The organism is Serratia sp. 22278 (assembly GCF_052045405.1).
GTDB lineage: Bacteria > Pseudomonadota > Gammaproteobacteria > Enterobacterales > Enterobacteriaceae > Serratia > Serratia marcescens.
In genome coordinates this window covers 154,207-176,800 of sequence record NZ_JBQEOW010000010.1, presented here as the reverse complement: position 1 = coordinate 176,800, position 22,594 = coordinate 154,207, and the positions used below count along the sequence as shown (strand labels likewise).

The 22,594-nt window shown below is 61.2% G+C and carries 11 protein-coding genes; 5 read left to right on the top strand and 6 right to left on the bottom strand.

Going from position 1 to position 22,594, the window contains the following annotated elements; genetic code table 11:
• Positions 1-425: 425 nt before the first annotated feature.
• The 3 genes from actP to acs form a co-directional block, all read right to left on the bottom strand.
• Positions 426-2,078 carry a cation/acetate symporter ActP gene (gene actP / locus ACTJJ6_RS18305; RefSeq protein WP_004930048.1) on the bottom strand — a complete coding sequence of 551 codons (1,653 nt, stop codon included), beginning with the start codon at positions 2,076-2,078 and terminating at the stop codon, positions 426-428.
• Positions 2,075-2,386, bottom strand: a complete 312-nt coding sequence (locus ACTJJ6_RS18300; RefSeq protein ID WP_004930047.1) for a DUF485 domain-containing protein — start codon at positions 2,384-2,386, stop codon at positions 2,075-2,077. Before ACTJJ6_RS18300 ends, actP begins: the two co-directional genes overlap by 4 nt.
• Positions 2,387-2,477: 91 nt before the next feature.
• Positions 2,478-4,436 carry an acetate--CoA ligase gene (acs, locus tag ACTJJ6_RS18295; RefSeq protein WP_079451249.1) on the bottom strand — a complete coding sequence of 653 codons (1,959 nt, stop codon included), beginning with the start codon at positions 4,434-4,436 and terminating at the stop codon, positions 2,478-2,480.
• A gap of 901 nt (positions 4,437-5,337) precedes the next feature.
• On the opposite strand from acs, the gene gltP reads away from it, so the two are divergent.
• Both gltP and ACTJJ6_RS18285 read left to right on the top strand, forming a co-directional pair.
• Positions 5,338-6,654, top strand: a complete 1,317-nt coding sequence (gene gltP, locus ACTJJ6_RS18290) for a glutamate/aspartate:proton symporter GltP (protein ID WP_016929412.1) — start codon at positions 5,338-5,340, stop codon at positions 6,652-6,654.
• 274 nt (positions 6,655-6,928) lie between these two features.
• Positions 6,929-8,272 carry a condensation domain-containing protein gene (locus ACTJJ6_RS18285; RefSeq protein ID WP_440802985.1) on the top strand — a complete coding sequence of 448 codons (1,344 nt, stop codon included), beginning with the start codon at positions 6,929-6,931 and terminating at the stop codon, positions 8,270-8,272.
• Positions 8,273-8,315: 43 nt separating this feature from the next.
• Here the strand turns inward: ACTJJ6_RS18285 and ACTJJ6_RS18280 are convergent, their stop codons facing one another.
• Positions 8,316-11,411, bottom strand: a complete 3,096-nt coding sequence (locus ACTJJ6_RS18280; protein ID WP_151254719.1) for an amino acid adenylation domain-containing protein — start codon at positions 11,409-11,411, stop codon at positions 8,316-8,318.
• Positions 11,412-11,475: 64 nt separating this feature from the next.
• The gene (locus tag ACTJJ6_RS18275; protein WP_440802982.1) at positions 11,476-13,086 is read right to left on the bottom strand and encodes a condensation domain-containing protein; all 1,611 of its coding nucleotides are present in this window, start codon (positions 13,084-13,086) and stop codon (positions 11,476-11,478) included.
• A gap of 534 nt (positions 13,087-13,620) precedes the next feature.
• On the opposite strand from ACTJJ6_RS18275, the gene ACTJJ6_RS18270 reads away from it, so the two are divergent.
• The 3 genes from ACTJJ6_RS18270 (at position 13,621) to ACTJJ6_RS18260 (ending at position 19,982) form a co-directional block, all read left to right on the top strand.
• Positions 13,621-15,714: a TonB-dependent receptor gene (locus ACTJJ6_RS18270; protein WP_049299585.1), complete on the top strand. Its 2,094-nt coding sequence runs from the start codon at positions 13,621-13,623 to the stop codon at positions 15,712-15,714.
• A 78-nt stretch (positions 15,715-15,792) separates the two neighbouring features.
• A complete protein-coding gene (locus tag ACTJJ6_RS18265; protein ID WP_440802979.1) occupies positions 15,793-18,702 on the top strand; it encodes a condensation domain-containing protein in 2,910 nt (969 codons plus the stop codon).
• A 47-nt stretch (positions 18,703-18,749) separates the two neighbouring features.
• Positions 18,750-19,982 carry a YncE family protein gene (locus tag ACTJJ6_RS18260; RefSeq protein WP_131164190.1) on the top strand — a complete coding sequence of 411 codons (1,233 nt, stop codon included), beginning with the start codon at positions 18,750-18,752 and terminating at the stop codon, positions 19,980-19,982.
• Between the two features lie 59 nt (positions 19,983-20,041).
• On the opposite strand, the gene ACTJJ6_RS18255 is transcribed toward ACTJJ6_RS18260, so the two are convergent.
• A complete protein-coding gene (locus ACTJJ6_RS18255) occupies positions 20,042-22,324 on the bottom strand; it encodes a TonB-dependent siderophore receptor (RefSeq protein WP_440802976.1) in 2,283 nt (760 codons plus the stop codon).
• Between the last annotated feature and the right edge of the window lie 270 nt (positions 22,325-22,594).

Here is a 22,594-nt window from a genome sequence, read left to right as displayed (position 1 = left end):
AAGTGAAACGCCGTAGCGCCGATGGTAGTGTGGGGTCTCCCCATGCGAGAGTAGGACACTGCCAGGCATCAAATAAAACAAAAAGCCTCATGCGAAAGCATGAGGCTTTTTGTTTTGTCTGTTATCTGGCGTTCTGCTCGAGCATGGGCATGCGAAAGGCCCGTCGGGAACGGGCCTTAACGCCGTGTGCGGCGGCCCCGGAGGGGAGAGTCTCAGGATGAGACGAATTGTGTAGGACACTGCCAGGCATCAAACAAAGCCGAAAGCCCTGAACTGACGTTCAGGGCTTTTTGCTGTGCGTAAAACGCAAAAAAGCGCAGCTAGGCTGCGCTGCTTTCCCCTGCTTCTCTCCGATAAACAGCCAGAGAAAAGGCCCCGAAGGGCCTTTGATTAGGGTGTGTTTGCTTTTTTCACTTATTATTCGATCAATGCGAGCTGCCCTGAGAGATGCCCAGTCCGGTTTGCGAACGGACAAACTGGGCCCGGAAGCGTTCCCGCTCCTGCTGTCCGGCCAGCGAGCTGTCGGTGATCGAGAACAGCCAGGTGCCGACAAAGGCCACGATCATCGAGAACAGCGCCGGATATTCATACGGATAAATCGGTTTTTCATGGCCGAGGATCTGCACCCAGATTGTCGGGCCGAGGATCATCAGAATCACCGCCGTTAACAGACCCAGCCAGCCGCCAATCATCGCGCCGCGGGTCGTCAAACGCGACCAGTACATCGACAGGATGATGATAGGGAAGTTACAGCTGGCGGCGATGGAGAAGGCCAGTCCGACCATAAAGGCGATATTCTGCTTCTCGAACAAAATCCCCAGGGCAATGGCGACCAGCCCCAATACCACGACGGTGATCTTGGAGACCTTCAGTTCATCGCGCTCGGTCGCCTTGCCGTTTTTAATCACGCTGGCGTACAGGTCATGGGACACGGCCGAGGCGCCGGCCAGCGTCAGGCCTGCGACGACTGCCAGAATGGTGGCGAACGCCACCGCCGAGATAAAGCCGAGGAAGAAGTTGCCGCCAACGGCATTGGCCAGATGCACCGCCGCCATGTTGGTGCCGCCCAGCAGCGCGCCGGTGGCGTCTTTGAACGCCGGATTGGCGCTGACCAGCAAGATGGCGCCGAAGCCGATGATAAAGGTCAGAATATAGAAGTAACCAATAAAGCCGGTGGCGTAGAACACGCTCTTGCGCGCTTCCTTGGCGTCACTCACGGTGAAGAAACGCATCAGGATGTGCGGCAGACCGGCGGTGCCGAACATCAGCGCCAGGCCAAGCGATAGCGCGGAAATCGGATCGGAGACCAGCCCACCGGGGCTCATGATGGCGATGCCTTTCGGGTGCACCTTTACCGCTTCGGCGAACAGGGTATTGAAGTCGAAGTTCACCGACTTCATCACCATCAGCGCCATAAAGCTGGCGCCGGCCAGCAGCAGCACCGCTTTGATGATCTGCACCCAGGTGGTGGCCAGCATGCCGCCGAACAGCACGTACAGCACCATCAGAATGCCGACCAGGATCACCGCCACGTGGTAGTTGAGCCCGAACAGCAGCTGGATCAGTTTGCCGGCGCCGACCATCTGCGCGATCAGATACAGCGCCACCACCACCAACGAGCCGCAGGCCGAGAGGGTGCGGATCGGTTTCTGCTGCAGACGGTAAGAGGCGACATCGGCGAAGGTATAGCGGCCGAGATTGCGCAGGCGTTCCGCGATCAGGAACAGAATGATCGGCCAGCCGATGAGGAAGCCGATGGAGTAGATCAGCCCGTCATAGCCCGAGGTATAGACCAATGCGGAGATGCCGAGGAACGAGGCGGCGGACATGAAGTCACCGGCGATCGCCAGGCCGTTTTGCAGGCCGGTAATGCGCCCGCCCGCGGTGTAGTAGTCCTGACGGGAACGGGTGCGTTTGGACGCCCAATAGGTGATGTAGAGCGTGGCGCCGACAAACAGGATAAACATCACGATCGCCTGGATGTTCAGCGGCTGGCGATGCACCTCGCCGCCAATGGCGTCGGCGCAGGCCAGGCCCGGCAGTAACAGCAGCGCGGCGGCGGACAATAAGCGCTTCATTGTTTCACCTCGCGCAGGATCTCTGCGGTGAGGCGATCGAACTCGCCGTTGGCGCGAAACACGTAGATCCCGGTCAAGACGAAAGAGATCACGATCAACCCGACGCCGACCGGGATCCCGCGGGTGATGGTCGATCCGGCGGCGATCGGCGTACCGAGCCATTGTGGATCGAAGGCGATCAACAAAATAAAGCCGACGTACAGCGCCAGCGTAATCAGCGAAAGCAGCCAGGCGAACCGGCCGCGTTTTCTCACCAGCTCTTTAAAGCGCGGGTTTTCTTCAATCCCTTGATAAATGGTGTCATTCATCAGAGTGTCTCCAGTCGGTATTGAGAGAGTACGCCGCGCCAGGGCCGCTCAACGGCGCGTTATCCGAATGAGCGGCCTGAAGCGGCGTAAATTATGACGGCACTTTCATTGATTGTTTTTCTTCCAACAGCTTGTCGACTACGGCCGGATCCGCCAGCGTGGAGGTATCCCCCAGGTTGCTGGTGTCGCCGGCGGCAATTTTGCGCAGGATGCGCCGCATGATCTTGCCGGAGCGCGTTTTGGGCAGCGAGTCTGTCCAGTGCAGCACATCCGGTGTAGCGATCGGCCCTATCTCTTTGCGCACCCAGTTGCGCACTTCGGTATAGAGCTCCGGCGTCGGTTCTTCGCCGTGGTTCAGCGTGATGTAGGCGTAGATCGCCTGGCCTTTGATGTTGTGAGGAATGCCGACCACCGCCGCTTCGGCGATTTTCGGGTGCGATACCAGCGCGGACTCGATCTCGGCGGTGCCCAGACGGTGGCCGGAGACGTTCAGCACGTCGTCGACGCGGCCGGTGATCCAGTAGTAACCGTCCTCGTCGCGGCGGGCGCCGTCACCGCTGAAGTACATGCCTTTGAAGGTCGAGAAGTAAGTTTGCTCGAAGCGATCATGATCGCCGAACAGGGTGCGCGCCTGGCCCGGCCAGGAATCGACGATCACCAGGTTGCCTTCGCAGGCGCCTTCCTGCGGCGTGCCGACGTTATCGACCAGCGCCGGCTGTACGCCAAAGAACGGCCGCGTGGCGGAACCGGCTTTCAGCTCAGTGGCGCCCGGCAACGGGGTAATCATGAAGCCGCCGGTTTCGGTTTGCCACCAGGTGTCGACGATCGGGCATTTGGCGTTGCCTATCTTGTTGTAGTACCACTCCCAGGCTTCCGGGTTGATCGGTTCGCCGACCGAGCCCATGATGCGCAGCGAATCGCGTCGGGTGCCTTCGATCGCCTTGTCGCCTTCGGCCATCAACGCACGAATGGCGGTCGGCGCGGTATACAGAATGTTGACCTGATGTTTGTCGATCACCTGCGACAGGCGATTGACGCCCGGATAGTTAGGCACGCCTTCGAACATCAGCGTGGTGGCACCGCAGGCCAGCGGGCCGTACAGCAGATAGCTGTGGCCGGTGACCCAGCCCACGTCGGCGGTGCACCAGTAAATGTCGCCGTCGTGGTAGTCGAACACATACTTAAAGGTCATCGCGGCGTACACCAGGTAGCCGCCGGTGGTGTGCAGCACGCCTTTCGGCTTGCCGGTCGAACCGGAGGTGTACAGGATGAACAGCGGATCTTCGGCGTTCACTTCTTCCGGCGGGCAGTCTGCGGAGACGCCCTGGGTCAGCTCATGCCACCACAGATCGCGCCCTTCCTGCCAGTAGCCCGGCTTACCGGTGCGTTTGAATACCACCACGTTGGCCACGCTGATCACGCCGGGATTTTTCAGCGCATCGTCGACGTTCTTTTTCAGCGGCACGGCGCGGCCGGCGCGCAGGCCTTCATCGGCGGTGATCACCAGTTTGGCGTTGGAGTCGATAATGCGCCCGGCGACGGCTTCCGGCGAGAAGCCGCCGAAGATCACCGAATGTACGGCGCCGATGCGCGCGCAGGCCAGCATCGCGACCGCCGCTTCCGGCACCATCGGCATATAGATGGCCACCACGTCGCCTTTTTTAACGCCGAGCTGTTTCAGCACGTTGGCGAATTGGCAGACATCGTGATGCAGCTGTTTGTAAGTCACCTTTTTGGATTGGGTCGGGTCATCGCCTTCCCAGATAATGGCGGTCTGGTCACCGCGCTCGGCCAGATGGCGGTCCAGACAGTTGGCCGCCAGGTTCAACGTGCCGTCTTCAAACCAGCGAATGCTGACGTGGCCCGGATCGAACGAGGTATTTTTAACTTTGGTATAGGGTTTGATCCAATCCAGGATTTTGCCATGCTCACCCCAGAAAGCCTCTGGGTCTTGAACCGACTGTTGATAATACTGTTGGTATTGTGCCGGATTAATCAGGGCGCGTTCTGCAATTGCAGAAGGAATAGCGTGTTTATGCAGTTGGCTCATAGCTTTTCTCCTTGAAGTTGTTAATGATATGTCAACTGAAGGTTAAGTATAGTTTGCTATGATTCTTTGTTTCTTTTTTGCGCGGCAGATCACGCAACAAAGATATTGATTTGTAATCATTCTGTCGCATTTGCAGGGCGTATCTATCTCTTTGGCGCTTAAATCCTCATAAACCCACGTTTTTAACCAAAAACACTTATATAAAGAACAAAAAAGAATAAACCAAAACGGGCTCAACTGCCGAGAAACTAATAGATACGATCAGGGCCGCCATTATTTCTCGCTATAAATCTTTTTGGATTATTTTTCGCTATTAATATTCTAAGTTGGCATTAGCACGATATAACGATGGACTGCACAGCGTGAAATAACGTTTTATTAACCTTTAATTCCTGATGAAAGGTCGGGTAATGCCCTATGGTATGCGCCCTGCGATATCGTTCTTTTTTTAATCGAAATATAAAGTGGCACTGCATTTATGGGCGAAAGTGTCACTCGGTCAATTCTCATTTGTTTGACTTTTGAGTAACAAAATATAAACATATCATGCGGATTAAATATGCAGATTGAGCGAAAAATAACGCATTTTAATAGCGTTCAAAAAATCGTCGTCGGTGCGGTTATGTACTTCATTGTATGAAAAATTATGTTTTTAATAACAACCAATTATGCCGTTTGAAATAGTTACGCGAATTTTTTGTGATTCGATTCAGCGCTCAACACTGACAAATCAAGGCTTGCAGAGCATGCCGCCCGGATGATACAGATTTATACTGCGTTTCACTCAGGGCAGGTGAACGCTTCCGCTGAATTAACATAAGCCTGTAATAAATGATTAAGTATTCTTTTCGTCGTGTTGCGACTTTGTACGGCGAAAAGAGTCTTTGAGGACTTTTTGGGTATGAAAAGTGTAAAAATTAGCCTGGCTTGGCAAATCCTGATCGCGTTGGTACTGGGTATTATTGTTGGCGCGGTATTGCACAACCAGACCGAATCTCGTGAGTGGCTGGTCAGTAATATTCTCAGCCCGGCGGGTGATATCTTTATTCGTCTGATCAAGATGATTGTGGTGCCGATCGTTATTTCCACGCTGATCGTCGGTATTGCCGGCGTGGGGGATGCGAAAAAGCTGGGCCGCATCGGATTGAAAACCATTATTTACTTCGAAGTGATCACCACGATCGCCATCGTGGTGGGGCTGACGTTGGCCAACGTATTCCAACCTGGCCACGGCATTGATATGTCGACGCTGACCACGGTGGACATTTCGCAGTATGAGAAAACCACCGAACAGGTGCAAAGCGGTTCGCACAGCCTGGTGGCGACCATTCTGTCGCTGATCCCATCGAACGTCTTCTCGTCGATGGCCAAGGGCGACATGCTGCCGATTATTTTCTTCTCGGTGCTGTTCGGCCTGGGGCTGTCGTCGTTGCCGAAAGAGACCAAAGAGCCGCTGCTGAAGGTGTTCAAGGCGGTGTCCGAGAGCATGTTCAAAGTCACCCACATGATCATGCGTTATGCGCCGATCGGGGTGTTTGGCCTGATTGCGGTCACGGTAGCCAACTTCGGTTTCGCTTCGCTGCTGCCGCTGGCCAAGCTGGTGGTGCTGGTGTACTTCGCCATCGCGTTCTTCGCCCTAGTGGTGCTGGGGGCGGTCGCCCGGCTGTGCAACCTGCGCATCTGGACGCTGATCCGCATCCTGAAAGACGAACTGATCCTGGCTTATTCCACCGCCAGCTCGGAAACGGTGCTGCCGCGCATCATCGAAAAGATGGAGGCTTACGGCGCGCCCAAGTCGATCACCAGCTTCGTGGTGCCGACGGGTTACTCCTTTAACCTGGATGGCTCGACGCTGTACCAGAGCATTGCCGCCATCTTTATCGCCCAGCTGTACGGCATCGAGCTGTCGTTGGGGCAGGAGATCGTGCTGGTGCTGACGCTGATGGTGACCTCGAAAGGGATCGCCGGCGTGCCGGGCGTCTCGTTCGTGGTGTTGCTGGCCACCCTGGGCAGCGTCGGCATTCCGCTGGAAGGCTTGGCGTTCATCGCCGGCGTGGACCGTATCCTGGATATGGCGCGCACCGCGCTGAACGTGGTGGGCAACGCGCTGGCGGTACTGGTGATCGCCAAGTGGGAGCACCAGTTCGATCGCAAGAAGGCGCTGGCCTACGAAACGGAGTTCCTGGCGCAGAAGGTGAAGCCGGCCAACCAGGCCTAATCACCGAGTATCGCCGACGTTGAAAACGCCCCAGGCAGTTGTGCCGGGGCGTTTTGTTTTTTATGGCTCTTCAACCTGCCACTTTCTTTTCTCTGCCTTACTGCGCGACTTGCATCCCCGCTTAACAGAATCTAAAGTGTTACCAAATTAATAGAAATGATAATAGGTGTTATTATCATTTTCATTTGATGATGTATGGAGACACGCAAAGCCGTTGAACGGTGGGGTTACGCCCGTTCGGCGTCTTTATTCGGGCTTATCAAAGGTAGGTAACATGTCGGACACCGCTTTGGCCTCTGGATGGTTGCCGCTGGCGCCAGCGCAGCTTGATTTCTGGGAAGAACACATCTTGCACCCTGGGCAGACTCTGTCCACCGTCGCACATTGCACCGAACTGTGTGGCGCGGTAGAGGAAGAGACGCTCTGCCGGGCGATCGTCACCACTCTCGCCGAGACGCAGGCGCTTGCCTTGCGCTTTGGTGAGCGGCATGGCGACTCTCCTGCGTCGTTACGTTACGATCCACAGTGCACACCGCCATTGCAACGCATCGATCTGCAAACGCACGGCGATCCCTGGCAGGCGGCGCAAAGCCTGATGCGCGAAGATATCGCGCAGCGCCGGGCGCTGCACAGCGAGCCGCTAGCCGCAGCCTGGCTGCTCAAACTGGGGCCGGAGCGCTACCTCTGGTACGTGCGTGCGCACCATATTCTGGTTGATGGCTTCGGCATGGCCCTGATCGAACACCGCTGCGCCGCGTTATACGCGCACTATCTGGGTGAGGGCAGCGCGGGTATGCCCCTGGGTGCCTTTGACGCCTTCCAACAGGCTGAACTGGCCTACGCTGATTCTGAGCGATGCGCGCGCGATCGGCGCTTTTGGCAGACCTATCTGCCGCCGTCGCAGGCGCTGCCGACGGTGCGCAAGGGCGGTGAGGCCTATGGCGTACGGCGTTTGAGCGCCCACTACCGGCTGCCGGCGGCGGTGTCGCACTGTCTGGCGCAGTTGGCGGAGCGCAGCGGCATCAATTGGCCCGACTTGCTGGTGGCGCTGTCGGCGGCCTGGCTGTTTCAGGTGATGCCGCGCTGTACCCGGCAGGGCGATACGCTGCCGATGTGGATGCCGGCGCTGAATCGCCGTGGGCAGGCCGCCACCAACGTGCCTTCGCTGGCGGTCAATACCCTGCCGCTGCTGGTGTCACCGCCGCAAGCGGAGACGCTGGGGAGCTTTCTCACCACGCTGACGCAGCAGCTGCGGGAGCTGCGCAGCCACGCCGGCTACCGCCTGCGCCAACTGGCCGCCGATCGCGGCGTGGATCCGGACTCGCGCTTCTTTATTTCCCCTTTCATCAACGTGCAACCCTTCGATGCGCCCCGTTTCACCGGCTGCAGCGGTACGCGCAGCGTATTGGCCGGCGGCTCGGGCGACGGTTTCAACCTGACTTATCGCGGCCGCACCGACGCCCGCGATCTGCAGGTGGATATCGATATCTATCTGGAGCAGTTTCCGACGGAGGATGCGCTGGACTATGGCGAGGCGCTGCAAGAGTTTCTGTTGCGTGCGCTGCAGCGGGAAGCCTGGGGGCAACCGCTGGCGGCCCTGACGGCGTTGCCCGCCTGAGAAAGTGCGGGCGGGAGGATGCTCCCGCCCGAGTGGCAGGACTTCAGCTGGCCAGCAACGCCGCCACTTCGCGCGCGTTCTTGCACGGCAAGAGCGAACTGCTTACCAGACGGGTGCCGAAAGCGTCATTGAGGCGCGACGCCACCTGTTTGATATGCGGCAGCTTCAGCCCCATGGCGATAAACGCCGTCTCTTCCCCCCATTCCGGGCGCGGCGTCACGCCGATCGCCTGCCAGTAAATGGCCAGGATCTCTGCGCTGCGCGCCAGCGGCGCGTTTGGCGGCGGGGCCGCGCAGGCGTTTAACGCCGGCGCGGTTTGTTGGTGGCTCAGGTCGGCGCGGATGCGATGGCGGTCGGTTTTACCGTTGGCGGACAGCGGCAGCGCCTCGGCATGGATAAAGCGCGTGGGAATATGGGTACAGGGCAGATAGCCGGTGGCGAAGGCGCGGATCTCGGACAGCGGCAGCGGTTTGCCGTCGCGGGTCAGATACAGGGCGCCGAGCGCCGCCTCGTTGTTCTCTCCGCTGGGATAATCCACCACCACCATATCCAGGATCGCCGGATGACGGCGCAGCACGTCTTCGATTTCCGGCAGCGAGACGCGCACGCCGCGGATCTTCACATAGCCGTTCACCCGGGTGGCGAACATAATGTTACCGTCCGCACGGTAATAGCCCTGATCGCCGGTGCGGAAAGCGCGCAGCGATTGCCCGTCCGGCCCTTCGAGGGTGACGAAATCGTGCTGCTTCAGTTCCCCCTGCTCCAGATAGCCTAACGCCAGGTTGACCCCGGCGGTGTGAATGCGGCCGACCACGCCCGCCGGGCAGTGGCTGCCGTCGTCATGGCAGATGAAGTAGCGGTTGGCCGGCAGCGGGCGGCCGTAAGGCACGGTGCCGCTCTCCTGTGGGGCGATCGGGTGCCAGATGCTCCAAATGGTGGTTTCGGTCGGCCCGCCGAGTGAGAACAGCGCGAGATCCGGGCGCAGGGTTCGCAGGGTTTGCACCGTCGCCGGCTTGATGTAGTCGCCGCCTTGCGCCACCAGGCGCAGCGAACGCAGGCTGTCGGCCGTTTTGCAGGTGAGCAGCATCTCCAGAATGGCCGGCACCGAACACCAGAGGCTGACCCGATGTTTTTCCACCAGCTGGTTCCAGCTGATGGCGTCCTTTTCCTGATGCGGCGCCGGCAGCACCAGCGTAGCGCCGGCGCACAGCGAACCGAACAGATCGAACATCGACATGTCATGGTGCGGCGGCGTGACGGAAATGAACACGTCGTCGGCGGTGACCGCCCAGCGCTGCTGGGTCTGGTGGATAACGTTGGCGGTGGCGCGGTTGTTGAGCACCACGCATTTGGGCTTGCCGGTGGTGCCGGAGGTATACAGGTAGTAGCTTGCGGCCAGGCTGGCGCTGCGTTCCACCAACGTCTGTTCATCCGGCAGCGCAGGCGCGCGATCCGTCGGCGCCAGCAGGATCGCCGGCGTCACGCCGATCGGCGTCTCCAGATCGCCGCCGTGCACCACCAGCGTTGGCCGGCAGTTCTCCAGCAGGTAGGCGGTGCGTTCCGGCGGTGAGTTGATGTCGATAGGCACCCAGATCACGCTCTGCAGGGCGCAGGCGAGGCTGAAGATGATCTGTTCTGGGCTGCGCGGCAGATACAGCGCCACCACGTTGCCCGGCTGCACGCCGCGGCTCTGCAGGTGGGCGATTGCCGTGGCGATCCGCTGGCCCAGTTCGCGGTAGGTCAGCGTCTGCTCGCCGCAGATCAGCGCATTGCCGCCGTTTTGCGCGCCAAACAGCCGCTCGGCCAGCTGCGCCAGATAAGGGTAAGGCGCGTAATTCGCTTCGCTGTCGTTGTGGCGGTAATGCGCCAGATCGATGAAGTCCCGCGGCGCGATCGCCAGGTCGGCCCGTTGGCAACTGTGCAGGATGCGTCGCTGCAACGCGGCTAGCATGGCTTCTACCTGCTCGCCGTGCAGCGCCTGTTCGGCGTAGTCCACGCACAGCTGCAGATTTTTTTCGCTGTCCAGCGTCAGGCGAATGTCGATGGCGACCTGCGGCGTTTGGGTCAGGCCGTCGTGGAAGCGCACCGGCGCCTCGGCCGGCAGCGTTTCCCAACCCAGGCAGTTGGTCAGGATCACCGGCAGCGCCGGGCCGCCCTGGCTTTGGCCGAGCAACTGCCGCGCCAGATCGACGCCGGAAAACGCCAGGTGGTCGAGCGCGCCGAGCACATCGTCCTGCAGGGCTTGCGCGCGCTGAATAAAATCTTCGCCGTGGCGGGAATAGCGCACCGCCACGAAGCTGGAGGCGTTGCCCAGGGCGCCGTCGGCGGCGGGGAACGCCACCGGCACCCCGACGCACAGCTCGCCATCGGTGGTCCAGTGGGCCAGCGTATCGAGGATCAGCGCCGACAGCAGGCTGTTGCGCAGCAGCGCATGCGGCGATCCCAGGCGGCCAAGCTGTTTTACCGTATCGCGCGGCAGCGTCAGGGTGGCGCGGCGATAGCGTGATGAGGTGAGATTGGCGAGTGGGGCGCGCCACGGCAGTGCCGACGGGGTGGTGACATCCTGCAGCTTTTCACGCCAGTAGGCGGCATCGGCCTGGCGCTGCGCCGCCGATGCGGCGGGGGGCGGCAGTGCGGCGGCGGTCGGCGCCAGAGGGCGATCGTCGAACAGGCGCGCGATCACGGTGGAGATCCCCTGGCCGTCGAGGATCAAGGCATCGAAGCTGGTGAAGATCAGCGTATCGTACGGCGATCCCGTCGGATCCTGCTGTTCGGCAAGTTGGATCACGGCGATGCGCCACAGTGGCTGGCTCGGATCGTGGCGCTGGTGGGAGTAGCGATCGCGCAGCTGTTCAGTCTGGCGCTGCGCCGCTTCGTCATCAAGGGAGCGCAGATCGTGGCGATCCAGATGCAGCGTCACCTCTGGGCGTACGTGCTGAGTGGCGCGCTGCACATCGATGCAGGTGCGCAACGCCGGGTAGTGCTGTACCAGCTCGGCCAGGCGCGCTTCAAGGCGCGGTACATCCCGCTGCCGGGTGCGGTATTCGCGAAAGTCGTGCATCGCCACGCCGCCGAGCGGCCATCGATCGCTGCGACCCAGAAGGTAGGCCTGCTGCAGTGCGGTTAATGGTGTCTCCATGGTACTTCCCTATAGTCGCTAACCGATTAAAACGAGCCGGGCGCCGTGCGCCCGGAAACCGATCTCAGTGCTGCGGCGCCAGCGCGGCGAGCAGCGTTTTCGCATGCTTTCCTGCCTCGGGCGACCGTTGGCAGATCAACGCCGCCAGCGCAGCCGGGGAGGGATGCGCCGTCAGATCCTGCGCCGTCAGCGCCGCCGCCAGATACTTGTTGAGCACTGTCAGCAGCGCGTTCACCCCGGCATCCGGCAAGGCCAACCGGCGGATATCGTCGTGGTCGCGCAAGTCGGCCTCGGGAGCCACCCGCGCCAGCAGCCGGTGCAGCACCTGGCGCACCGGCGCCTGCTGCGCCAGCGCGTCGGGCGTGCATTGCGCCAGCAGCTGCGACAGCGGGCGATCGAATGCCCCCGCTTGCCGCACGGCCAGGTGCAGCAGCGCCCGGTAACAGGCCAGCAGGCGCGGCAGCACCTGCTCGGGGAACGCGTCCAGCCGCACGTCCCAGTTGATCAGAATGCCGTCGTCGACGTGGGCGACCTGCGCATCCAGCGCCACCTGCGGCCCCTGAGAGATCACCCAGCCGAGACGGCCAAAGGTGTTGGTGACCCGTTCGGAAAACAGCGTTTTGCCGCGGATGCCGAAACCGGCGGTAAACACCACCGGCGAAGGCTGCAGGCTGCCGTGCAGGCGCGACAGATCGCGCATCACGCTGACGCCGGGGTAATCCGCATGCTCGATCAGCTCCGCCAGCTGCGTCATCAAGCGTCGGCAGAAGGCGTTCAGGTTTTCCGTCGGGTTCAGTTCCACGCCGAGCAGCACCAGGTTAGAGAAATCGCCGATGAGGCGATGTGCGTCCTCCCGTTCGCTCTCGCGGTGGAACAGCGGCACGTTGAGCCGGAAGCGTGTCATGTTCCAACCCTGGCCGACGGCCAGCGCGAACAGCGCCAGAAACAGCGTCGAGAGGGAGGTGTGATGCCGTTTGGCGACGTTTTCCAGCGCGCGGCTTTCTTCTGCATTCAGCTGTATGGCCAAACGATCGCTGCGGCAACGGTCCGGCGTGCGCAGCAGGCGCGGCGCCGGCGGCATCTGTGCCAGGCGTTCACGCCACCAACGCTGGCCGCGTTCGCGCCGTTGGCGCAGCGCCACGTCGGCGTCGCGTCGTTCGAGGTGATCGAAGTAGGCCGGCGGCGCGTCATGGGCTGGGGCCGCCGGACACTGGTGATAAAACGCCGTCAGATCTTCCATCAACAGGCGAAAGCTCATGGCATCGCCGGCGATCATGTCGAGATCGACATGCAGGCGGCTGCGTCCTTCCGGCAACAGGCTCAGGCTGATATCGCAGGGAACGCCCTGTTCCAGCGGCAGCAACTGGGTGCTTTTCGCCTGGCGTTTGGCGGCGAGCGCGGCCGCCAGCGTTGCTTCATCGGCATGTCGCCAGTCGTCGAGATGCAAGGTATGTCGGGGGCCGGGAGGCGCGATCGTCTGCCGGCCATCGTCGGTAATGCGCAGGCGCAGCAGCGGATGACGCAGGTACAACGCCTCGACGGCCTGGCGCAGCCGAGCGATGTTCAGCTCGCCGCCGTCGAACTCCGCATACAGATGGGCGGCCATGCCGCCCAGAGGGGGAGCGGACTGTCGGCCAACCCAATAGGCGGCCTGCATCGTGGTTAACGCTTTCATCGGGTATCCATTTTGATTCAGCCAACGAGACTGCAAGAATATATCCAAATGTTAATAGGAATGAAAATTATTATTATTTGACCCATTTGGCGCACGGGTGCTATCTATAAGGCGTTTTAGCGATGCCTGGCAGAGAGGGCGTTGGGTGTGAATAATTTATCTATATTATTCTTAGCATTGAAATGATTGCTTGTTATTGCAGCGCTTGTTTTTCCTGCGAAAGTATAAGGTTTTCTGGCGGTTATCGTGGCCGCTCTCACACCTTTATTGATAATGATTTGCATTAGAAAATGCAAAATATTATCATTCTTAACATTATTTTACGTTTTTATACAAGCCGTCGGCCGCTCCGCCGGCGGCTTGGCCGTGGACGGGCCGCGCCCGTTCGGCCGCGAAAGACATGGGTTTGCCGCAGGGATAAGCAACAGCAAGGCCGGGAAGGCCGCAGCGTCATGGTCTGTGTGAGTGTCGATGTAGGTTGTGTAAAAAAAAATCAAATTTTGTGCACCTCTGGGATGAAAGGAGAAGACATCTATGGGCAAGCATTTTGCGGCTCAACGGCATGAAAGCGTAGGAAACGGGGAAAAGGCGGGGATGAAAGCCCTTGGGGCATTTTCCTCCGTATTTTTAGGGGTTTGTTCACTGGCGATCGGTAACGTCAACGCGGCGGAAACGAAGAGCAACGAAACCTACCAGGACGCGGAAACGCTGCTGGTTACCGGTGAGAAGATCAAACGTTCCATTTTCGACACCGGCTCCAGCGTGCAGGTGTTCGACAGCAACCGCATCGCCTCGATGCCCGATGCGGTGCAGATCCCCGATCTGCTGCGCATGACCCCCAACGTGGTGGATCTGGGCATCGGCAACGAACTGCCGACCGTGCGCGGTATCGACGGTTCCGGCCCGAACGTCGGCGCCAACGCTTTCCTCAGCGGCACCCGCCCGCGCCTCAATCTGTCATTGGACGGCCGTTCGCTGACGTATAACGAACAGGCGTTCGGTCCGCAGTCGCTGTGGGATCTGGATCGCGTCGAAGTGTTCCTCGGCCCGCAAAGCTACATCCAGGGGCGCAACGCCATCGCCGGCGCCATCGTCATGGCCAGTAAAGATCCGACCTTCGAATGGGAAAGCGCGTTCAAGGGCGGGGCCGGCAACCAGCACTCTTCACAGCTGGCCGCCATGGCGTCCGGCCCGCTGGTGGAAGATCAGCTGGCGTTCCGCGTCAGCGTCGATCGCCAGCGCCGCCGTAGCGAAGCCGATCTGCCGGCCTATGCGCCGGTGGGCGATCCGCGCGAAGTGGAGGCCACCACCGCCCGCGCCAAGCTGTTGTTTAACCCGGCCGGCCTGCGCGATCTGACCACCAAGCTGACCTTTAACCACTTTGGCAGCACCGCGCCGCAGAACGAAAGCCTCAACCCGCAGCCGCATCCGACCAACCCGCGCCACGATCCGCGCCGCGCCGTGTTCAAAAGCAACATGAACAGCACCATCTGGGATCTGGCCTGGGAGGCCTCCGATGCGATGACGTTTGAAAATCGCGTTATCTATACCGATTTCAACATCAACCGTCCGACCGCTTACAACATCCAATACGCCGAGATCGACGGCCAGGAAGTTCACGTGGAGCCGGTGGTGCGCTTCGGCGGAGCGGACAGCCGCCTGCACGGGCTGGCGGGGCTGCGTTACTTCCACGGCACGCAGGATGAGTTCGTCAACATCTTCGGCGGATCGACCTTCAAAGATAAAACCGATACCCATTCGGCGTTCGCCGAGCTGACCTATGCGCTGACGCCGCAGGTGGACGTGACCGCCGCCAGCCGCCTGGAACGCGAACACCGTCGCCGCGACGGCGGCAGCCAGGCGGTGCGCATCGATTTCGATGAAACCTACACCGTGTTCCTGCCGAAGCTGGACGTGGCCTGGAAACCGACGGATACCCAAACCTACGGCGCCAAGATCGCCCGCGGCTATAACGCCGGCGGCGGCGGCATCACGATCGGCACGCCGGTGGTCAGCTACACCTACGGTTCTGAGTATGTCTGGAACTACGAGTTGTACACCCGCCATCACCTGAAAGACGCCAACGTGGTGCTGACAGGTAACATCTTCTACAACGATTACAAAGACATGCAGCTTCCGTACTCGCTGGGTGAGAACTCCAGCGTGATCCGCAACGCCGACAAGGTGGAAACCTACGGCGCGGAAATCGGCGCCACCTGGCAGCCGCGCTGGGACTTCGAACTGTTCGGCAACCTCGGCCTGTTGAAAACCGACATCAAGAAGTTCTCGGGCAGCGGCGTGGAAGGGCATGAGCTGGCGCGCGCACCGGCTTACACCGCCAACATGGGCGCCAAATATCAGTTCCTGAAAGGATGGGAGCTGAGCAGCAACGTGGCGTTTACCGACTCCTACTATTCGCAATACGACAACGACTCGCGCGGGCGCATCGGCTCTTATTGGACGGCCAACGCCCAGTTGGCTTACACCTTCGACTACGGTCGCGCCACGCTGTATGCGAAAAACCTGTTTGATTCCGACCGCCGCGAGATGGTCAGAAGCAACGACATCTACACGGCGACTCTCCAGCGAGGCCGCCTGGTCGGCGCAGCGGTTGAGCTGACTTTCTAACGCTATCGCGGTGACGGGGGACGAAGGTCCCCCATCTTATGCGCTATCCCGGCATGGCCGGGCAAAGGAGATAACGCAGTGATCGGTGATTTTGACAGCATTCTGAGCGATGAAGAGGCCCAGCGGCTGGAGAGCGCGTTTCAGGCGCTGGGCGCGGCGTCGGCGGACGGCGAACGGCCGGTAAGCGAAGCCGAAGAGCGGGCATGGTTTGCCCATCTGCAACAGGGTGACGCACGCGGGCAGCGGGCGCTGGCCTGGCGCCTGACGGGGGACGTGGATATCGCCCGGCTGACGGCGGCGCTGCAGGCGCTGGTGCGGGAAACGCCGGGCGTGGACATGCGCTACGTTTTTGATGACGAAAACGGTCTGGTGAAACGCGCCGCCGATTCGGCGCCGTTGCCGGTGAGCCTGCGTCAGGTGGCGGATGAACAACACGCCATTGGCTGCCTGCTGCAAGCGCAGGCGGCACCGTTTGAACTGGAAAGCGAAGCGCCGCTGCGCTGCCTGCTGTTGCTCACGCCGGGTGATGACTTGATTTTGGGCGTGGTCCTGCATGACATCCTGGCGGAAGCGCTGCCGTGGCGCCACCTGCCGGCGATGCTGTCCGCCCGTTACAACGGGGATGTGATGCCTCTGCCTTTCGCGGCGGAGCCGGTCGAGCTGGCGGAAACCCCGGAGCTACAGCTGCCGTGGGTGCGCCAGGCGGTCTCGCTGCAGGATTACCGCAGCCCGGCGCAGCGTGCTGAAGCCTTGCCACCGGTGGGCGCGCGCGTGGTCACGCGGATTGATCGCTCGCTGTTGCCCGCCAACGACACGCCGCGGGCCTTGCTGGCGGCGGTGGCGGCACGGTTTGCCGAGTTCGTCGCCGCGCAGGCCGGCGGCCAAGCGGTGCAGCTGTGCGTGCCGGCGGCGGAGACGGCGGAGTGCATCGGTCTGGAACTGGGGCTGACGGCGGCACCGCTGATGCACCTGACCGTGCTGCATGGCGAGGGCAACGTCGGGCAGCGGCTGCTGGCGCAGACCGTGGCCGAACAGCCGGATCCGCAGCGGGCGCAGCTGCTGGTGGCCTGGCGTGACGATCTGGCTGCGGACTGGTGCATGGAAGGCGTTCACGCCGAACGCCTGTTGCTGCCGCCGCTGCATACGCCGTTTGAACTGGCGCTGCTGTTGGGCTTGCCCGAGGCGGAAGCGCTGACGCTGGAGCTGGTCACCGACCCGCGTCTGTCTCCGCACGCGGCGCCGTTCCTGCTGGAGCAGTTCAGCGCCTTCCTGGCCGGGCAGCGAATTGCCGTCGCATTGCCAGCGGCTGAGGCCGCTTCCCCGGCGATTACCGCTCCGGCGGCGAAGGGTGACGCAGACGAAAGCGTTGCACCGCTGATTTTGCAGGAGTTCCGTGAGGCGCTGGTGGCGCCGGAAATGACCCTGGATGAAGACTTCTTCGATCGCGGCGGCCATTCGCTGGTCGCTACCCGGGTGATCGGCCGCTTGTTGAGCCTGCATCAGATCGAAATCAACATTAACGATCTGTTCAGCCATCCGACGGCGCGCGGGCTGGCGGGCTACGCCAAACGCCTGAACGTCGCGCAGCCGAATGCCCCGGTGGCCGCCGCCGACGATCATGATCGGGCGCAGGCGCCGCTGTCGCTGGCGCAGGAATCGCTGTGGAAGGTGTATGAAGCCTTCGGCCATGACGAGATTTTCAACCTGCCGTTCTCTCTGCGCTTCTTCGATGCGGTGGATGAAACGGCGCTGCATCAGGCATTTATCGACGTCATGACTCGCCATACCGTGCTGCGTTCACGCTTTGTCGAGCAGCAGGGCGAGGTGGTGCAGGTGGTGGTGCCGGCCGCAGAATTGCCGGATTATCAGTGGTTCCGCTTCTCTCACGAGACGCCGGCGGGCAACGCCGCCGCCCTGTTGGCCGACGCCGGCCAGCACCGGTTCGATCTGGCCGCCGAGCTGCCGCTGCGCGTCACGCTGCTGCGCGATGCGGACAACGGCCAGCAGTTGCTGTCGCTGCTGTTCCACCATGTGGTGCTGGATGAATGGTCGCTCAACCTGATGATGGATGAGCTGGGCGTCGCCTACCGCCATCGCGTCGTCGGCCAGGCGCCGCAGTGGAGCGGGCAACCGCCGCAGTTCCACACCTTCGCCCGGCAGCAGCGGGCCTCCGGGGTGCAGCAGCAGCATCTGGACTACTGGCTCGATGCGCTGCGCGGCGCGCCGGTCGGCCAGCCGATCTTCCGGCAAGAACCCTCTACCCACCCGGCGGTGCCGGCGCCGGCGGACGTCAACGGCGGCTGGCTGGAGTTCGAGGTCGATCCCGCCGTGGCGGAGGGCCTGTATCAGCTCGCTCGCCGCAATAACGCTTCGCTGTTCAACGTGGTGTATGCCGGGATCACCTCGGCGCTGCGCCTGCTTGGCGGCCCGGCGGATCTGCTGGTGGGCACTTCGACCTCCGGCCGTAACGACGCCGAGTTCTTCGATACCGTCGGCTACTTCACCACCGTGGTGGTGCACCGCGTGCGCTTCGACGAAGGGTTGACGGTGGCCGGCTTGGTCAGCCAGGTGAAAAACACCATCAACGGCTCGCTGCCATACACCGACATTCCGATCGATCTGGTGGAAGAAGGGCTGTTCGGCGTGGACGCCGACCGCAAGAACCACATGTTCGAAGTGTTCATCCAGATCCACAGCCGCATCAAGCTGAACGGCGAGTTCCGTCTGCAGGACGGCAGCGCGATCGCCTACCGTCAGGTGGAGCCGGAGAAAGCCGAATCGTTGCTCGGCCTGCAGTTTGAGGTGATGGAAGACGATCTGGCGGGGGCGAAATCCCTGCGGGTGATGATGACCTACCGCCAGGATCACTACAGCCGGGAGCAGGCCAATCTGATCGCCGACGGCGTTCAGCACGTCTTTACCCAGTTTGCGCAGCACATCGCTGGCGATATCGCTCTGGCGGCGCTGCCGCCCGGGCCGCAGGCATGACGTTGTTTCACTCTAACCGAAAGCATGATTTTCAAGGAGATAAAAGGATGTCTGGAACCCTAGCAACCCCGCGCGCGTTACTGTCGCTGCTGGTGGCGGCCTCTCTGGTGGTCGCCGGCGCCGCGCAGGCGGACGATGCCGGCATCAAACCGCAGGACATCAAGCGCCAGGCGCTGTCGTCGACGGTGGTGGAGATGGCCTACAGCACCTCGCAGCAGGCGCTGTTCGTCAGCGCGCCGGACTGGAAGGAAGAGGCGCGCTCCCGCGTGCTGCGGCTGGATCCCAACACCCTGGCGATCAAGGCGGAGATCCCGCTGCAGGTGAAAGGCTTCGGCGTGGCGCTGAACGACGCGGGCAATCGCCTGTACCTGACGCAGGCCTTCAACGGCGAAGTCGGGGTAGTGGACACCACCACCAACCACGCGCTGGGCAGCATCAAGTTGCTGGACAAAGCGGTGCTGGAGCAGGCTTACAAGCAGGCGGGCATCAGCGGCAAGCGTCTGGATTTCCTGTTGGCGGAGCTGAAGAAGTTTAAAATCACCGAGGACTATCTGTACCGCCTCCGCGAGCTCAAGTATGACGCGCAAAGCGGCCGTCTGTTCCTGCCGGGTCTGGGCTTCGGCGTTGACAGCGTGCTGTATGTGGTCGATACCAAGGCCGGCAAGCTGGAGAAAGTGATCCCGGGCTTCGGCTACAACGCGGTGGGCATCACGCTGGATGAGAAGGGCCGCCGGGTGTTCGTCTCCAACATGCAGGGGCAGGTGATCACCCTGAACGCCGACACGCTGGCGATCACCGCCACGCACGAAGTGCAGGCCGATCAGCTGCTGAATCTGGTGTATGACCCGGCGAGCAATCGTCTGCTGGGCGTCGATCAGGGCATCGATCGCGACGACTACCGCAATCATCATCTGGGGCACGACTATGTGAAGCGCAGTAGCGGCCACCGGGTATTCGCGCTGGATGCGGACAGCGGAAAAGTGCTGGCCAGCGAGCTGACGGATGAGGTGCCGATCGGCCTGCTGCTCGATGAGCGTAGCCAGCGGCTGTATGTCGCCAACCGCAAAGGCGTGCGCGTGGATCACGGCGCCGGGACGCTGACGGTGTTTGACGCCAAGACCCTCAAGCGCCTGCAAACCGTAGACCTGCCGCCGCACCCTAACAGCCTGGCGTTGGATCCGAAAGGCGACGCGCTGTTCGTGACGGTGAAAAACGACGGCGCTTCCACCAAGGCCGGCAAGCCGGAAAGCGTGGTGCGTATTCAGCTGCATACCAAGTAACGCAATGGAAAGATAAAAAAAGGGGCGCCGCGGCGCCCCTTTGTCGTTGGGTTATGTCATCAGAAGTGGGTGTTGATGCTCATGTAGTAGGTGCGGCCCGGTTCGTTGTAGGTGGCCGCGCCCGCGCCGGCGATGTTGATCGCACCGGTGTTCGGATCGCCCACGTTCTGCGCGTTGCCGGCGCGGAACTGGCGTTTGTCGAACAGGTTGTCGATGCCGGCGGTGACGCTGACGTTTTTGGTCAGGTCATAGGTTGCGCTGGCGCCGACGACGGCGTAAGGGCTAACCTCGCGGGTTTCGCCGCCGGTGGCCGGTTTACCCTGATAGTTGTACTTCTTCGGCTTCTGCCGGCCGTACCAGGTCAGAGTGGACTGCATCGACAGATCTTGCGTGGCCTGCCAGCTGAGGGTCGAGTTGACGGTAAACTTCGGGATCACCGACAGGTAATCGCCGGTGGTCTTGTTCTTGTTCTCGATCATGTAGGTGGCGTTGTTGCTCCAGGTGACGGTCTCGCTGACCGGCACGTTCAATGAGCCCTCCAGCCCCTGCACCACCGCTTTCGGTACGTTTTCCCACTGATAGACCGCCGTGCCGGTGCTGCTGGTGGCGATGCGCGAGTTGCCCGCTTCGATCTTGTTGTGATAATCGTTGCGGAAGTAGGTCACGCCAGCCAGCCAGCCGTCGTTATGGAACTCCAGCCCGATCTCTTTGTTGACGCTGGTTTCCGCTTTCAGATCGTCGTTGCCGAGCAGGTAGCAGCCGTTTTTGGTATCGCTGCCGGCACATCCCTGGCCTTTGCTGTACAGCAGGTAGTTGCCGTTGGTCTGGAACAGCGTCGGGGCTTTATAGGAACGCGCGATGCCCATCTTCAGCGTGAAGTAGTCGCCCAGTTCCTGCGACAGGTTCAGCGCCGGGCTCCAGTTGTTGCCGGATTCCGAATGCAGATCGTAGCGCAGACCCGGCGTCAGCATGGTGGTGTCGGTCAGTTCAATGTTGTCTTCGGCGAACAGCGAGAAGATATGCGCGGAAGCGTAAGGGCTGCGCGTACCGGTCGTCATGCCGGGAATGGTGCCGCCCATCAGCGTTTGGCTGGTGGAGGTGCCGTCCTTCATGCGCTGCTGGCTCCACTCGGTACCCAGCGTAGCGGTTTGCGCGACGCCCAGCTCGAACGGCACGCTGACTTCGCTGTGCGCCAGGAAGTCATCCAGCTTGGTGGTGCCGAAACCGGTGTTCTTGGTATCGAAAATGCCTTCGGTGCCGCCGGCCAAGCCTTCGTTCAGGCGGGTGTTGCGGGTGCGTTCGAACTGCACGTAGTTGTTGGTGCTCACGCCGTTGTCCCAGGCACCGCGGTGGGTCAGGCCGAAGGTTTCACGGTAGATGCGGTTGGTCTCTTTGCCGTAGTTGCTCTGCACCAGGGCGTTGGTGTTGGTGTTCTGAGTATCGCCGGCGTACAGGTTGCCCTGGCGGCCATAGGCGTATTCGAACTCCAGCGACTGCAGATGGGCGAAATCCCAGTGCAGCAAGGCGTCGATGTTTTTATCGACCACCCCTTCGCGCCCGGCGGGCACGCTGTTGGCGTAGGCGCCGACGCGTTCGGATTTATGCGATTCGTTAATGTCCCAGGCATCGGCCTGCGTTTTGCTGTAGCCGCCGAACAGGCGGAAGCTCAGGGAATCGCTCAGCGGCCCGGACAGGCTGAAATCGGTGCGCTTGGTGGCGCCTTCCTGCTTGTGCTGCGGCACGTTGAAGTAGCCGTTCAGCGAGCCGTGCAGCGCATCGCCGGCCTTCTTGGTGATGATGTTGACCACGCCGCCCGCGGCGCCGTTGCCATAGCGCGCCGCAGCCGGGCCGCGCAGCACTTCGATGCGCTCGATCATCTCCGGCGGCACCCAGGCGGTATCGCCGCGCGAGTCGCGCTCGCCGCGCCAGCCCTGACGCACCGAGTTGCGGCTGGAGGCCGGTTTGCCGTCGATCAGAATCAGGGTGTTTTCCGGGCCCATGCCGCGGATATCGATCTGGCGATTGTTGCCGCGCTGGCCGCTGGTGGAGTTGCCGGTCAGGTTAACCCCGGGCATGGTGCGGATCAGTTCGCTGATGTCGCGCGCCGGCGGGCGTTTTTTGATCTCGTCGGCGGTGATGGTGGACACCCCCGGCGCCTGCAGGTTCTGCCGGGCGGCGGTCACGACGATGGTGTCTTCGCCGCGCGGCTTTTTCTCCGTGGCGCCGCTGTTCTCTTCCGTGGTGGTGGTGTCGGTCTGCTGCGCGGCGTTGGCGAACGCGGACGCGCCCAATCCCAAGCCGATAAGAGTGGCTAAAGAATAACGTGATAGCTTGCTTTTCATCTGAGTGTCCTACCTTGCTGCCATCCCTCGCCGAATGGGGGGAAGGGCGGTTGTAGTTTTTGTGTAGTCGGAAATAGAAAATCGGCTGCGGCAAGGGATGCCATTGATGTATCCCCGATCCCTGTCCGTTGCGCGCAATACCAGCACGATCTCCAAGCCTTACACACTATTGCAAATGCAAATTATTATCAATAGTATTTGGCGTACAGTGCGTTCGGGCGGTGGCCGGCGATAGGGAAAAGTCGACGTTCCCGGTGCCGCCAACTACAA